This window comes from Microcoleus sp. w1-18aA5, from assembly GCF_036701705.1.
Classification (GTDB): Bacteria; Cyanobacteriota; Cyanobacteriia; order Cyanobacteriales; family Microcoleaceae; genus Microcoleus.
The window spans coordinates 43,109-57,111 of sequence record NZ_JAUPTE010000028.1; the positions used below are offsets into that span (position 1 = coordinate 43,109).

General features: G+C 44.9%; 23 protein-coding genes. 18 read left to right on the plus strand and 5 right to left on the minus strand.

Translation table 11 applies throughout. From position 1 onward, the window contains the following. Positions 1–26: 26 nt before the first annotated feature. On the minus strand, positions 27–629 hold the full coding sequence (locus tag Q5691_RS12605) for a hypothetical protein (protein ID WP_333345067.1): 603 nt from the start codon (positions 627–629) through the stop codon (positions 27–29). Between the two features lie 214 nt (positions 630–843). On the opposite strand from Q5691_RS12605, the gene Q5691_RS12610 reads away from it, so the two are divergent. The 5 genes from Q5691_RS12610 (at position 844) to Q5691_RS12630 (ending at position 2,917) form a co-directional block, all read left to right on the plus strand. Then, positions 844–1,197: a hypothetical protein gene (locus tag Q5691_RS12610; RefSeq protein WP_333345068.1), complete on the plus strand. Its 354-nt coding sequence runs from the start codon at positions 844–846 to the stop codon at positions 1,195–1,197. Positions 1,198–1,253: 56 nt separating this feature from the next. Beyond that, entirely contained in the window at positions 1,254–1,478 is a 225-nt protein-coding gene (locus Q5691_RS12615) for a DUF433 domain-containing protein (RefSeq protein WP_333102785.1), read from the plus strand. After that, positions 1,475–1,807, plus strand: coding sequence for a DUF5615 family PIN-like protein (locus Q5691_RS12620; RefSeq protein WP_333113875.1), 333 nt, complete (start codon positions 1,475–1,477; stop codon positions 1,805–1,807). The genes Q5691_RS12615 and Q5691_RS12620 overlap by 4 nt, the downstream gene beginning before the upstream one ends. Before the next feature lie 34 nt (positions 1,808–1,841). After that, positions 1,842–2,201, plus strand: a complete 360-nt coding sequence (locus tag Q5691_RS12625; protein ID WP_333345069.1) for a hypothetical protein — start codon at positions 1,842–1,844, stop codon at positions 2,199–2,201. Between the two features lie 116 nt (positions 2,202–2,317). Next, positions 2,318–2,917 carry a Uma2 family endonuclease gene (locus Q5691_RS12630; RefSeq protein WP_333345071.1) on the plus strand — a complete coding sequence of 200 codons (600 nt, stop codon included), beginning with the start codon at positions 2,318–2,320 and terminating at the stop codon, positions 2,915–2,917. 26 nt (positions 2,918–2,943) lie between these two features. On the opposite strand, the gene Q5691_RS12635 is transcribed toward Q5691_RS12630, so the two are convergent. From Q5691_RS12635 to moaA, 3 genes are all read right to left on the minus strand, one after another. Then, positions 2,944–3,240, minus strand: a complete 297-nt coding sequence (locus Q5691_RS12635) for a helix-turn-helix domain-containing protein (protein ID WP_242717105.1) — start codon at positions 3,238–3,240, stop codon at positions 2,944–2,946. After that, entirely contained in the window at positions 3,237–3,587 is a 351-nt protein-coding gene (locus Q5691_RS12640; RefSeq protein WP_333345072.1) for a type II toxin-antitoxin system RelE/ParE family toxin, read from the minus strand. The genes Q5691_RS12635 and Q5691_RS12640 overlap by 4 nt, the downstream gene beginning before the upstream one ends. Before the next feature lie 88 nt (positions 3,588–3,675). Next, a complete protein-coding gene (gene moaA, locus Q5691_RS12645; protein WP_333345074.1) occupies positions 3,676–4,665 on the minus strand; it encodes a GTP 3',8-cyclase MoaA in 990 nt (329 codons plus the stop codon). Positions 4,666–4,830: 165 nt separating this feature from the next. On the opposite strand from moaA, the gene Q5691_RS12650 reads away from it, so the two are divergent. From Q5691_RS12650 to Q5691_RS12705, 12 genes are all read left to right on the plus strand, one after another. Continuing rightward, positions 4,831–5,283, plus strand: a complete 453-nt coding sequence (locus tag Q5691_RS12650) for a nitrate reductase associated protein (RefSeq protein WP_333162170.1) — start codon at positions 4,831–4,833, stop codon at positions 5,281–5,283. Positions 5,284–5,613: 330 nt separating this feature from the next. Next, a complete protein-coding gene (locus Q5691_RS12655; protein WP_333037348.1) occupies positions 5,614–6,075 on the plus strand; it encodes an ATP synthase subunit I in 462 nt (153 codons plus the stop codon). A 55-nt stretch (positions 6,076–6,130) separates the two neighbouring features. After that, entirely contained in the window at positions 6,131–6,889 is a 759-nt protein-coding gene (atpB, locus tag Q5691_RS12660; RefSeq protein WP_242717111.1) for a F0F1 ATP synthase subunit A, read from the plus strand. 128 nt (positions 6,890–7,017) lie between these two features. Next, positions 7,018–7,263, plus strand: a complete 246-nt coding sequence (gene atpE / locus Q5691_RS12665; protein WP_006631105.1) for an ATP synthase F0 subunit C — start codon at positions 7,018–7,020, stop codon at positions 7,261–7,263. Positions 7,264–7,360: 97 nt separating this feature from the next. Then, positions 7,361–7,846, plus strand: coding sequence for a F0F1 ATP synthase subunit B' (locus Q5691_RS12670; RefSeq protein ID WP_006631106.1), 486 nt, complete (start codon positions 7,361–7,363; stop codon positions 7,844–7,846). Positions 7,847–7,933: 87 nt separating this feature from the next. Continuing rightward, positions 7,934–8,461: a F0F1 ATP synthase subunit B gene (locus Q5691_RS12675; RefSeq protein ID WP_190740265.1), complete on the plus strand. Its 528-nt coding sequence runs from the start codon at positions 7,934–7,936 to the stop codon at positions 8,459–8,461. Between the two features lie 3 nt (positions 8,462–8,464). Continuing rightward, positions 8,465–9,010 (plus strand): ATP synthase F1 subunit delta, encoded by a 546-nt coding sequence (atpH, locus tag Q5691_RS12680; RefSeq protein ID WP_333037345.1) that lies wholly within the window; start codon positions 8,465–8,467, stop codon positions 9,008–9,010. 191 nt (positions 9,011–9,201) lie between these two features. Then, positions 9,202–10,719, plus strand: coding sequence for a F0F1 ATP synthase subunit alpha (atpA, locus tag Q5691_RS12685; RefSeq protein WP_333037344.1), 1,518 nt, complete (start codon positions 9,202–9,204; stop codon positions 10,717–10,719). 131 nt (positions 10,720–10,850) lie between these two features. Further along, positions 10,851–11,801 carry a F0F1 ATP synthase subunit gamma gene (locus Q5691_RS12690; protein WP_006631110.1) on the plus strand — a complete coding sequence of 317 codons (951 nt, stop codon included), beginning with the start codon at positions 10,851–10,853 and terminating at the stop codon, positions 11,799–11,801. A gap of 334 nt (positions 11,802–12,135) precedes the next feature. Then, positions 12,136–12,321, plus strand: a complete 186-nt coding sequence (locus Q5691_RS12695; RefSeq protein ID WP_190657378.1) for a copy number control protein — start codon at positions 12,136–12,138, stop codon at positions 12,319–12,321. Between the two features lie 74 nt (positions 12,322–12,395). Beyond that, the gene (locus tag Q5691_RS12700) at positions 12,396–12,599 is read left to right on the plus strand and encodes a hypothetical protein (RefSeq protein WP_333050416.1); all 204 of its coding nucleotides are present in this window, start codon (positions 12,396–12,398) and stop codon (positions 12,597–12,599) included. 16 nt (positions 12,600–12,615) lie between these two features. Next, entirely contained in the window at positions 12,616–12,984 is a 369-nt protein-coding gene (locus Q5691_RS12705; RefSeq protein ID WP_333211095.1) for a hypothetical protein, read from the plus strand. 35 nt (positions 12,985–13,019) lie between these two features. Here the strand turns inward: Q5691_RS12705 and Q5691_RS12710 are convergent, their stop codons facing one another. Then, complete coding sequence (locus Q5691_RS12710; RefSeq protein ID WP_332958465.1) at positions 13,020–13,232, minus strand: helix-turn-helix transcriptional regulator; 213 nt, start codon at positions 13,230–13,232, stop codon at positions 13,020–13,022. 151 nt (positions 13,233–13,383) lie between these two features. Between Q5691_RS12710 and Q5691_RS12715 the strand changes: the two genes are divergently transcribed. Further along, positions 13,384–13,872 (plus strand): hypothetical protein, encoded by a 489-nt coding sequence (locus Q5691_RS12715; protein ID WP_333345077.1) that lies wholly within the window; start codon positions 13,384–13,386, stop codon positions 13,870–13,872. The last annotated feature ends 131 nt before the right edge of the window (positions 13,873–14,003 follow it).

Sequence of the window (14,003 nt, forward strand, 5' to 3'; positions counted from 1 at the left end):
GGCTATGTCAGAATATGTCAGGGTTTTTATAGAGTTCCTTGACCGATTAATATAAATCTAAACAATGTAGCAAATAAAGCACCTATAATGGCACTAATTGAACTTAAAATAATTTGGTCTTTATTTTTAATAAAAAAGTTAGTTTTTTGGTTTGACCTTTCTTTAGTAAAAACTACAAATTTTTTGTTTATACCAAATAACCAGTGTTGAAAGTATGTTTTTCTTTTTAAAATAATTGGCTTGATTCTTTCGATCATACCAATACAAAGAGAATCATCATCACAATATATTTGTGTGTTAAATTGATCGAGTTCTAAATTAAAATAAGGTTTCGTTAACAAGATTTCTAAATTATAGAAATCTTGTTTATCTGCAATTTCTATAATCTCATTAATTGATTCTAATTCATATTCGTCCTCAAGTTTAATGATATATGAAGAATATGATTCTTCAAATAGTTCACGTGTTCTTTGAATCTCACAAATTGAATCTAATTTAGGTTCGTTCGGAGTAATATTATAAGTTGAAAAACAAGATTCTTTTAATATTTCCTCTATTTTTTCTACATCATCCAAAAATATTTTGGCTGTTGGCAAAAAAGTATGTATCTGCTTTTTGAGTTTTTTCATTAGTTTTTTAGTTATAGTGTTTACAAAAATAAACTTTCTACATACCCAACTACCTCTGTTTTATCTTCAGAGTCATCTTTATGTTTAGACATTTATCATTTCTCCAAAAGAGAGGGATTACAAGTAAGTCCTATTGCATATTTAACCTTTTTTCAATTCCCTGTCTACCGTAAAGATACTTAAACATCAACTCTTTACATAAAGACCTGTAACAGTGCCAGCCGCTCCGACCGCTCCAACCGCTGCGACCGTGCCAGACGTGCCAACAAGCGCCAGACGTGCGACCGCTCCGATCGTGCCAGACTTGCCAGCCGTCCGATCACCTCGGAGTCATCCGATCGCCCCCCAGTGTCGCAGCCTCTCAACAGTCGCAGCCGATCGCCCCGTGTCGATCGGACTGCCGCCAATTTTGGAGTCTTATTGGTGGAAAACCCTACTAACTTCGGCAGACATCAAAGCCTGTCTTGCTTTTGCCGCAGACCATGAGAAAACTGATCCGCCTTGGCTACTTTCAACGTCAGGGTTCTTTTTTTCTCCCTACTTGCTCAAACCTGAAATCCCGACCTAAACAAACCAGGATTATTTGCAGCTATAATTGCGATTATTAGTACAAAATATTGCTTTATGGACTACCACGACCTCATCACAATTGAACCGGGAAAACGCAGTGGCAAACCATGTATTCGGGGAATGCGAATCACCGTCTACGACATCTTAGAATATCTCGCCGGTGGCATGACGGAAGCAGAAATTCTGGAAGATTTTTCAGAATTAACTTCGGCAGACATCAAAGCCTGCCTTGCTTTTGCCGCAGATCGTGAAAAAAAGTTATTTGTGGCATCCCTGTGAAACTACTGTTGGACGAAAACCTCTCAGACCGAATTCTTCAGAGAATTATCGGTTTGTATCCCGATTCTGCTCATGTCAAGACCCTAGGACTGACAAATACTGATGATGCAGAAATTTGGGAATATGCAAAGGCAAATGATTTTGTGATTGTTTCCAAAGATTCGGATTTTCATCAACGGAGTTTACTTTACGGTCATCCTCCCAAATTTATTTATCTCCGTGTTGGCAATTGCTCAACATCTAAAATTGTTCAAATTCTGCGAGATGAAATCGACATCATTAGTCAGTTTGGAGATAGAGAAGCAGAGAGTATACTGGTATTGTCATAGCAGGAAACCATGTTGTATATAGCAGAAACCAACAATGACGAATGAAACCTGGATTGTTTATAAAACGGAGTCTATGGACGCGACTGGATGGGAAAACCGTCAGTTGATGCCGGGGACTTCTTTAACAGATATCCTACATGAAGAGTGGGACAGTTCTGGCGTGTTGCCCCAAGTAGGCGATCGCATTCGGGAGTATGCTCAAATGGAACCAGAAACAAGCAGCGGCATCACTCATGGACGTGATGGCGACTGGGTTGTCACCAGTATCAACCAATTCTCATCCTTTGATACCAACCAACGAATTGTTGTATGTTATTGCACTTACCAGCCTGTGACACCCGATTGGGAAAAGTTAGGCAGAGGTGCGCCAGTACAAGCTACAGCAACAGCATAATCAAATAATTGAAACAGTGCTGCCCAGCTTGTTAATTCAACTACAATCACTGCGGCGGCCGCTTCCCTCGGATGTGTAAACATTTTAATAACAATAGCAATTCTGGAAGGTAAAAGATGACACAAGCCCACAAACAGAAACTTACCTTTGAAGAGTACCTCACCTATGAGGACGACACCGACAACCGCTACGAATTAATTGATGGAGAGTTAGTAACATTGCCACCAGAATCGGGCCCCAACAATTTCATTGCTAACTATCTACTATTCACTCTGGCTAGTAGCGGGTTCATCCCACTGAGGCTGATCAGAACACATATGTGCGAAATCCAAGTTCCGATCCTGCGGGAGGGCGACGCAGCTAACCGCTACCCAGATTTGGTGGTTTTGCGCCCCGAACACATCTTGCTGACAGCAACCAGGCTAACCATCACCCAAACTATGCCACCTCCTCAGTTGGTTGTCGAGGTTGTTAGTCCAGGTAGACTTGGGCGCGATCGCGATTACATTAGCAAACGAGCCCAATATGCGGCGCGGGGTATCCCTGAGTATTGGATTGTTGACCCTCAAGAGCAAATTGTAGCCGTACTTCAACTAGAATCGGGTGAGTATGTCGAAGTTGGGATGTTTCAAGGGGAACAAACACTTGTTTCTCCAACATTTCCGCAGTTGAATTTAACGGCTGGACAAGTTTTGGGAGGAGAGTTTCAGTTGTAGAATGCGCCAAATTGCATAATTTTCACCTAAGCTACCTTGGGGCAAATTTCGACTTTGACAGTCATACCTACTTTATTGAGCATTGCAATCAGACTGTCAACGGAAAACTGCCCTATTTTACCTTGAGTTAGAGCTTTGATTCGATCGTTGGACTGTTGGAGATGTTGAGCCGTTTGATCGAGAGTCCAACCGCGCTCTTTAATCTGATGAGTCAGGGCGAGAATTAGTTGCGATCGGATTAGTAAGTTATCAGCTTCTTCAGATGAGAATCCGAGGTCTAGAAAGATATTATCGACTGCTTGGGTAATAGTATTTTCGCTCATTGTTCCGGTTCTCTTGAGTTTAAACGATTTTGTAACAAATCTTGGTAGCGTTTCTGCCCAACTTCGATATTTTTCTGAGCTGTTTTCTGAGTTTTCTTTTGGAAGGCATGGAGCACATAAATAGCTTCTTCAAATCTAGCAATATAGAAAACCCGATAGGCATTTTCTGTCCGAATCCGAATTTCTTCAACGCCTTTACCTACGATCGACATCGGTTTAAAGTCTGGTGGTTGTATGCCCTGCTGGAGATTCCAAAGTGAAAAACCGGCTTCTTTTCGGGCATCTTCAGGAAGAGATTGGATTTCTTCGCGGGCAGGGCCAACCCACCGAATCGGCTTGATGGTCATCGAGTTTGTTGAGAATCGAATACTGTGACAATTATACTCAAGTATTGCCTTAAGTATTTTATTTCTTCAGCGCTCTATGTCGGTTAGTTCAGCCGCCGATTTGAGACATGGTGCGGCTATAATTTCCTTGAGTAGTTCCCGAATCTCGCTGTTTGAAATTAATCTCCGGTTTAATCTCCAATATCTGCCGCACTCGATCGCGCAATTCGCCTGTAGACACCCCATTCCGTAAAGCAGTTTTTAAGTCAATTTGACCAGTTTCGTTGAGCAGACAAGGCCGCAGCCACCCGTCAGCAGACAAACGCATCCGGTTGCAGCGATCGCAAAAACACTCGGACATTTGGCTGATAAATCCTAAAGTGCCCTTCGCCCCCGGAATTTGAAACACATCCGCCGGCCCATTTCCGCGCACTCCCGACTCGGCTAACCCGTATTTGTCGCTAATTTGTTGCCGCAATTCGGCCGAAGCTACCCAACCTTTATCGCCAAATAAATCCCCATTGCCGATCGGCATAAACTCAATAAATCTAACGTGCCAATTCCGGTTAATTGTTAACGCCGCTAAATCCAATATTTCGCTGTCATTCACACCGGGAATTACCACAACATTCAGCTTCAGCGGGTCGAATCCAGCTTGATAAGCCGCTTGAATTCCCTCCCAAACCTGCGTCCATCGCGATCGTCCCCGACTGCCAATTATCTTATCAAAAGTCTCCGGTTCCAAGGAATCCAAACTAATATTAATCCGGCGCAAACCAGCATTGTAGAGATTTTCCGCCATTCCCGCCAGCAAAAAACCATTAGTTGTCATTGACAAATCTCGCGTTTCGGGCATCGAGGCGATCGACCTCACCAAATCCACCACCCCAGGCCGCAGCAGCGGTTCCCCTCCTGTCAAGCGAAACTTGGTAAATCCCACGGGTATAAAAACTTCCCGCAGCAGAGTTAGCAATTCCGAGTGAGTTAACAACTGCTGCTGCAATACATAGTCCAACTCGCTACCTTCCGGCATACAGTAGAGACAGCGGAAGTTGCAGCGGTCTATCAAGCTAATCCGAAGGTAGTCTACGGTATCCATGTCAATAGTTTGTAATATTATTTAATTATAAATGGCGATCGCATTTTCTGCAATTATTGATAGAAAGCAAAAAACCTGCATCGATTTCTCTCTCTTCTCTTACTCTGTGCTCTCTGCGCCCTCTGCGGTTAATAAAAAAAATCTAGTTTGCAAGTCTATACATCTATGACATTCTTTGAATTTGAAGCTGATTTTGTCGAAGCTTTACGCTGCATTCCGATGCAAGTACGTCTCAAATTAGATACTTGCGGCATTAAATTGAAGTTGCAGGATTGGAATCATTTCAACCAAGCAGAACGGCAAAGTCTTGTAGAGTTACCTTGCTTGACAGAAGCAGAAATTATTGATTACCGAGAAAAGCTAAACCAAGTATTAATTCAACAGACAGGCAAACCGGGAACTGATTTGGCGGTTGATGAAAATCCCCCCTGGATGGATGCTGCAACTGTACCGGAGTCGGTTTCAGCAAAAGCGCAAGAGCTCGGCGTGACAATTTCTTTGGCCCAGTGGGCGAGTTTGCAGCCGCTACAGCGATTTGCTTTGATTAAGCTTAGTCGATCGAGCCACGAGAATAAAAACTTTCTCCCGGCGCTTCAAGAGTTTAAGGTTATTGAATGAGATCGAATTAGAATTAACTCTTGAAGCGCGCAGAGGCAGACGAGGGAGAGTTACCTCATCGATTCGGGCGATCGGTCTCTGTCCCATCTCACTAAGTGAGGCTTAATTAGTGAGAATCAGGAGAACAATGTGTAACCAAGTGCGGTCTGGCGGTAGGAGAGGTAGGGTGAGGTCGATCGGACATTTAACGGCTTGAGGTTTCCGAAGCGCCAGACACCCAATTCCGACAAGTATGATTAATTTAATTTTAAGTATTGTTACCGCAGCGTGGTATTATTTTTCTGAGTTTGCAAAGCACTCGCCTGCTACCTGCATTAGTTTCTGAGCTTCGTGAACACGCAAAACACACCCACCGAACCCACACCAGCAACCGAGGATATTCCTCAAGCTGGCACAGTCTCAACAGTCTCGACAGTCTCGTCCGAGACAACGAATCCCATGCAAGACTTTTATCGCCTCCAACAAGAGTTGTTGGCGTACACCCTTGCTTTTACGGCGATTATTTTTATCTCCGTTTGGATTTTTTACTCCCTCAACATTGCCCTGAATTATTTGCTTGGGGCGGTCACAGGTGTGGTTTACTTAAAGATGTTGGCTAGAGACGTTGAACGAATCGGCAGCCAAAATCAACGCATCAGCAAGACAAGGCTCGGTTTGTTTTTCGCGGTGATGATAGTAGGAACACAGTGGAATCAGCTACAGATTTTACCGATATTTTTGGGATTTCTGACTTACAAAGCTGCGCTGATGGTTTACGTGATCCGAAGTGCATTAGCACTAGATTACAGGTAAGTCAGGTAAGAAGAGCAAAACTCAACTCATCGATTTGTATGGGGAAGCCCGTTGAATGGCAATGCTTGACGTTCTAAACACCTTTAATCGTTTCCCCCTCGCCAAATTGGAAGTGGGCCAGCAGTTGTACTGGCAACTCGGCAATCTGAAAGTTCATGGACAGGTTTTTCTAACCTCGTGGTTTGTAATTGCTGTTTTAGTCGTAGTTTCGATTTTAGGAACCAGCAAAATCCAGCGAATTCCCAGCGGAATGCAAAATTTTATGGAGTATGCGCTGGAATTTATTCGGGACTTGGCTAAAAACCAAATTGGGGAAAAAGAATATCGCCCTTGGGTACCGTTTATTGGTACATTATTTCTGTTCATCTTTGTGTCAAACTGGTCTGGCGCTCTAATTCCTTGGAAGCTGATTAAGCTGCCATCAGGCGAATTGGGAGCTCCTACCGCTGACATCAACACGACGGTAGCATTTGCACTGCTGACTTCTCTAGCATATTTTTATGCAGGTCTCAGCAAAAGCGGCTTGGGGTATTTCGCCCACTATGTTGAACCGGTACCTTTCATGTTGCCGTTCAAAATCATAGAAGATTTCACTAAGCCTCTGTCCCTAAGTTTCCGTTTGTTTGGCAACATTCTTGCGGACGAATTGGTGGTCGGAGTGCTAGTGTTGCTAGTGCCTTTATTTGTTCCTCTGCCAGTGATGGTTCTGGGACTATTTACCAGTGCAATTCAAGCTTTGATTTTTGCAACCTTAGCCGCAGCCTACATAGGTGAAGCTCTAGAAGGCGGTCACGGCGAAGAACACCACGATTAACTAACGATAAACGGCGAAGAATGAAGGAGGAAAAAGAAAAATTCTGAGCTCAAACTTCCTCCCGTTAAATCGGACAATTCTGTAGACTATCTGTTCTCAATTTTGTACTTTAGATAAGGAAAATCATCATGAACCCAACAGTTGCTGCCGCTTCCGTAATTGCCGCCGCTTTGGCAGTAGGTTTAGCTGCAATCGGCCCTGGCATCGGTCAAGGAAATGCAGCAGGTCAGGCTGTAGAAGGGATTGCCCGTCAGCCGGAAGCAGAAGGTAAAATTCGCGGCACCTTGCTGTTGAGTTTGGCGTTCATGGAAGCGCTCACAATTTACGGTTTGGTCGTAGCCCTAGTGCTGCTGTTTGCCAACCCCTTCGCATAATAATTGGAAATTTTAGATTTGAGGTTTTGGCGATTCTAATCCAAAATCTCAAATCTAAAATCGATTAAGCGAATTAGATGGAAGCCGTCAAAAAATCATGATGCACTGGACAGTATTACTAGCAGTTGAAGAAGCGGCTAAGGAAGGGGGACTGTTTGATATAGATGCTACGCTGCCTCTGATGGCGGTGCAGTTTTTAATTCTAGTCGCAGTCTTGAATGTAATTTTTTACAAGCCGCTCAGCAAGTCAATTGACGATCGCGCCGATTACATTCGCAACACTCAAGTCTCCGCGCAAGAACGCTTGGCAAAAGCTCAGCAACTAGCGCAGCAGTACGAGCAAAAACTGGGAGAAACTCGGAAACAGTCTCAATCAGTAATTGCAGCAGCTCAAGCTGATGCCCAAAAAATTGGGGCAGCAAAAGTAGCTGAGGCTCAACAAGAAGCTCAAGTCGCGCGAGAAAAGGCTGGGCAAGAAATAGAGCAGCAAAAGCAAGAAGCAATGCGCTCACTAGAACAACAAGTAGACGCGCTCAGCGGCCAAATTCTCGAAAAGCTATTAGGGCAGTCGCTGGCCAAATAGCGAGACCGAAGAGTTTTAGATTTTTGATGGAATCTTAAATCTAAAATCGCTTCACCCAATCTGCACGCGCAATTATGGAAGAGTATCATGGGGACTGTTTTATTGCTAGCCACAGAAGCTAGCGGCGAAGGTGGTTTCGGTTTAAATTTCGATATTTTAGAAACCAACCTGATTAACCTGGTCATTATTATTGCAGTGCTGTTTTATTTCGGGCGCGGATTTGTAGGTAAAATCCTGACAGAGAGGCGTTCGGCCATCCAAGAGGCGATTCAAGAAGCAGAAAAACGCCAAAAAGATGCAGCAGCAGCTCTAGCAGAGCAACAGCAAAAATTGACTCAAGCGCAAGCAGAAGCGGAACGAATTCGTGCCGCTGCTGAAGAAACTGCCAAGAAAGCAAAAGAAGCAATTCTAGCTCAGGCAGCGCAAGACGTTGAACGCATGAGAGCAACAGCAGGTCAAGAGTTGGAAGCGGAGCGGGAAAGAGCGATCGCCCAACTGCGATCGGCGGTTGTATCTCTGGCATTAGCAAAGGTGGAAAGCCAGCTAAAAACTAGCTTGGACGACAGCGCTCAACACCAATTAATTGATCGCAGCATTGCGTTACTGGGAGGCTAAAACGTGAGTACAGTCAGCACAGAAGTCTTACAGCCTTACGCATCTGCCTTGATGTCACTGGCTCAGTCCAACAATCTCTCAGAGAAGTTCGGCGAAGACATTCGTTCCTTGCTGAGCCTGCTAGAAGGTTCGGAAGACTTGCGTCAATTTTTAGCCAATCCGCTGGTAAAACCGGATGCTAAAAAAGCCGTGATTCAGCAAATAGCGGGTGAAGAAATGAGCCCCTTGATGCACAGCTTTCTGAAGCTATTAGTAGACAAAGGAAGAATTCTTTTTTTAGAAGGAATTGGCAAACAATACTTGGCAAGGCTCCGAGAACTAAACCAAACAGTATTGGCTGAAGTTACATCGGCAGTCCCGCTTTCAGACGCTCAACAGCAGACTGTTCGCGAGAAAGTGCAGGCGATGACCAGCGCTAGTCAAGTAGAAATTGAAACCAAAATAGACGCAGATTTAATCGGCGGTGTGGTAATCAAAGTAGGCTCTCAAGTAATTGATGCCAGCCTGCGGGGACAATTGCGCCGTCTAGGAATTCGCTTGAATTCCTGATTTAAGGAAGCAGGAGGAAGGAAGAAGGAAGCAGGAAAAAGGAAGAAGGAAGAATAAAACAGGAAGCAGGAATAAATTAATTTCTGTTTTTGAGTTGTTAGTCCCAAAATCTTACTACCAAATCCCTATTCTTTCTTGCCGAAAACATCGACAGACAACTAACAACTGACAACTGACAAATAATAACTGACATGGCAGCAATCAGACCTGACGAAATTAGCAGCATTATTCGCCAGCAAATTGAACAGTACGACCAAGACGTAAAAGTCTCTAACGTCGGTACTGTTCTGCAAGTAGGCGACGGCATTGCCCGGATTTATGGCTTGGATAAAGCCATGTCTGGGGAATTGCTAGAATTTGCCGACGGCACCGTGGGTATTGCACTGAACCTCGAACAAGATAACGTGGGTGCAGTGTTGATGGGCCAAGGCCTCGGCATTCAAGAAGGTTCGGCAGTTACTGCTACTGGCAGAATTGCTGAAGTCCCCGTGGGTGAAGCAATGTTGGGACGGGTAGTTGATGCTTTGGCGCGTCCGATTGACGGCAAAGGAGAAATTAAAACTACTGAATCTCGCTTGATTGAATCTCCGGCACCGGGGATTGTTTCTCGCCGTTCTGTTTACGAACCCATGCAAACAGGAATTACCGCTATTGATGCGATGATTCCGGTGGGAAGAGGACAGCGGGAACTGATTATCGGTGACAGACAAACTGGTAAAACTGCGATCGCGATCGACACGATTATTAACCAAAAATCGGAAAACGTGATCTGCGTTTACGTGGCGATCGGTCAAAAAGCTTCTACAGTAGCTAACATCGTCAACGTCCTGCAAGAAAAGGGCGCGATGGACTACACGATCGTAGTAGCAGCCAACGCTAGCGACCCCGCAACCCTGCAATACTTGGCTCCCTACACAGGTGCTAGCTTAGCCGAGTATTTCATGTACAAAGGCAAGCACACTTTGGTCATTTACGATGACCTTTCCAAACAAGCACAAGCTTACCGCCAAATGTCCTTGTTGCTGCGCCGTCCTCCCGGTCGCGAAGCTTATCCCGGAGACGTGTTTTACCTGCACTCTCGCTTGCTAGAACGCGCTGCTAAATTGAGCGACGATTTGGGCGAAGGCAGCATGACTGCTTTGCCAATTATCGAAACCCAAGCTGGTGACGTTTCTGCTTACATTCCGACGAACGTAATTTCGATTACCGACGGTCAAATCTTCCTTTCTTCTGACTTGTTTAACGCTGGTTTGCGTCCGGCAGTAAACCCCGGTATTTCGGTATCGCGGGTAGGTTCGGCGGCTCAAACTAAGGCTATGAAAAAAGTAGCCGGTAAGGTGAAATTGGAACTGGCACAGTTTGAAGAACTGGCAGCATTTTCTCAGTTTGCTTCTGACTTGGATAAAGCTACTCAGAATCAATTGTCGCGCGGTCAGCGCTTGCGGGAACTGTTGAAACAGCCCCAAAGTTCGCCTCTGCCGATGAACGAACAAGTGGCTGTAATCTATGCCGGTATTAACGGCTATATGGATGACATCCCAGTGGAAAAAGTCAGCAAGTTTACTGTTGGTTTGCGCGACTATTTGCGGACTAGCAAGCCGAAGTACGGCGAAATTGTTCAAGGCGGAAAAGCCTTGACTGATGAAGCTGAGAAGCTGCTGAAAGAAGGCATCACTGAATACAAGCAAAGTTTTCTAGTTTCTGCGTAGTAGACAAGTAGGAATTTTGAACCGCAGATGAACGCGGATTAACGTAGATAATCTGAAGTTAATCTGCGTTAATCTGCGTTAATCTGCGGTTTTAATTAAGAAGATGCGGGCAAGGATGTAAGGAGAAAGTTATGGCAAATCTGAAAACTATTCGCGATCGCATTAAGTCGGTCAAGAACACTAAAAAGATTACAGAAGCAATGCGCTTGGTGGCCGCTGCAAAGGTGCGCCGCGCTCAAGAACAGGTGACTGCTACTCGGCCTTTTGCCGATCGACTGGCAGAGGTATTATACGGTTTGGCGGAACGCTTGCAGTTTGAAAACCTGGATTTGCCGCTGCTGAAAAAACGCGAAGTGCGATCGGTGGGACTGTTGGTAGTTTCGGGCGATCGGGGTTTGTGCGGCGGCTACAACAGCAACATCATTAGATACGCCGAAAATCGCGCTAAGGAAATCAAAGCTGAAGGCTTAGACTACAAATACGTGTTGGTAGGACGCAAAGCTACTCAGTATTTCCAGCGCCGCGAACAGCCGATCGATGCTACTTACGCTAACTTAGAACAAATTCCCACAGCACCGGAAGCGGCACAAATTGCTGACGAATTGCTTTCTTTGTTCCTGTCGGGAACTGTGGACAGAGTTGAGCTAATTTACACCAAGTTTGTGTCGCTAATTAGTTCGCGTCCGGTAATTCAAACCTTGCTGCCCCTCGACCCCCAAGGTTTGGAAACTCCTGATGATGAAATCTTCCGCTTGACATCGCAAGGCGGACAGTTTCAAGTATCGCGCGAGAAGGTTGCTTCACCTACTAAGAGCTTGCCCAGAGACATGATTTTCGAGCAAGATCCGGCGCAAATTCTGGAGGCTCTTTTGCCCTTGTATTTGAACAACCAATTGCTGCGGGCTTTGCAAGAGTCTGCTGCTAGCGAGTTGGCAGCGCGGATGACGGCGATGAACAATGCTAGTGAGAATGCTAGCGATTTGATCGGTAGCTTGACACTGACTTATAACAAGGCGCGGCAAGCAGCAATTACTCAGGAAATCCTGGAAGTTTGCGGCGGTGCTGAGGCTTTGAATGGTTAGGTTAGAGTTGACAATTTGTTGATTTTATGCTATGCGTCTGGGGGAACTCAGGCGCTTTTTTTATTTATAAAGTTGTTACAATTGACCACAATGTACTAACAAAGCCAAACTCAAGATTTTTTGCAGAAACCGGGTTTATGAGCGTAAATGATACCTAAATGACTTAAATTAACGCTCTGTAGCGTTTTTCGCGGAAAACGGCATTTATTGCACTATTGCATTAGTATGCACTAGGGCATATAGTTAAAACAATGCACCTGTATGCAAAAAGCTGGTTTTTAGGCAAACTACATAAAAATGTCAAAATGTATATGTTGTAAAGCCTTGAGCCTGTATGGATGAAAACAAGACTGTGGCTATTAGAGTAGAAATGCCGCCGGAGCTGCGGAACCGATTTAAGTCGGCTGTTGCTAGGGACGGTAAAAATATGAGGGATGTTTTGCTGGAATTTATGGAGCAATATGTCATGAAGGCTGAGCAACCAAAAATAGAAGCAAGTCAAAACCAAAACAACACATAGCTGCTGTGTGCAGTGGTGGAGCGATCGCATACAGGGCAAGACATTTAGTTTTTAAACTGTAAGGGAAGTCTGAAGTGAGGAGCGATCGCGTACCGAATCCAAAGCCAGAAAACGTACACCATGTTACAGATCCCGAACTCTGTGAAAAGATGGGCGAAAAATACCACTGGCGGTTAAAAGAAATCCGAGTGACTCGTAACACCCCCCCTGATGTGGCTTGCGTGTTTGAGGGGGAACAAACCTCGTTTCAGGATATGTGGCAAGATTACCAAGATTAAAGGAAAGGGAGGAAAAATGGCAAAAAAAATCTGGATTGTCTACAAAACCGAAAGCATGAGTGCTCCGGGCTGGGAAGAACGTCAGCTTATGCCGAGGGGCGGTCTCACTAATATACTTTGGGAAAATTGGACTTGGGAAGAAAACCCAGAAATTCCTCAAGTAGGGGACAAAACCCGCGATTATGAAAATCTATCTGACCCCGGTAATGGAGTCACCCACGGGAAAGATGGAGATTGGGTAGTTACTCGCGTTCAGCAGTTTTTTGCTTCCGATACTGAGGAGCGAATTGTGGTGTGTTACTGTTCTTACCAACCTGTTACATCTGATTGGGAAGCACTACAACAGGGTGAGTCTGTCAATCAGATGCTAGCAACTGTCGAATAATATTGAGTGGATAATTAGTTCGTAAAAGCGATCGACTATTCCTGCACAATTTCATACAAATCTTCGATCGACAAATCAAAAGTCCTTGCCAACTTGTGCAAGGCTGTCACATCAACTGTTGCTAATCCAGGCGATCGGGCATAGGTTCTGAGGGTACTGTAGACTACGCCCGATCGCTCTGAAACTTCTTTCAGCGTCCAGCCCTTCTCGGCAGCAAATTCTCGAACCCGCAACTTAATTAATCCCATAACCTCTTGACTTTTGACTAATATAAGTCATAAACTTGTAATGTAAAAAGCGATCGCCCCAACGTCTGGAAAACTAAAAGACGATCGCCTATCAAAGTTCAAATCCCATCAACTGGGATTTATTAACCATCTGAAATTCCCATCAAGTGGGATGTATCAACCATTGAAAATTCCCATCAAGTGGGATGTATCAACCATGTTAGCAAGCTTTCGACCAAAATCAACCCCCAGACACAGATTGAGCCGGTTTGTGACGAAAGAGGCGATCGCGCGGCTGCTGAAAATCAAGGTAGAACAAATATATCGCTTCGAGTGCTGGGCGCATATCCTGTACGTGCACGCCAAAGGCATGAGTCGGTTTGTCAGTTATGCCGACTTTCCGCCTGTTTTGGGAGTGGAATCGCCCTCTGGTTTAGATTTTGGTTATTGGAAGCGCCGGATGGCGAGTCAGAAAGAGAGACACGCGCCGGATTTTTGGGTGGATTTTTATGCGGCGAGATTTCAGAAAGCTGTTTGTGTTTCTGAATTGTTGGAGTGGGGGGAATTGGTGGGGGTGATTAAATTGATGTTGGGGGCGATCGGGCTGGAGTCGCTGCGAAAGGTTTATGCACAAGAGAAATCTCTGCTAGAACATTTCTAAATTAGGACTGAAAGACGGGTGATTAGAAACCGGGTTTTTTTGCGACAATACTGCACGCCCAGCCTTTAACTAAGTGAAAAACCCGGTTTCTTTGCTGTGCGTAACTCTCATAAACTCCTGCCCCCCCTGTA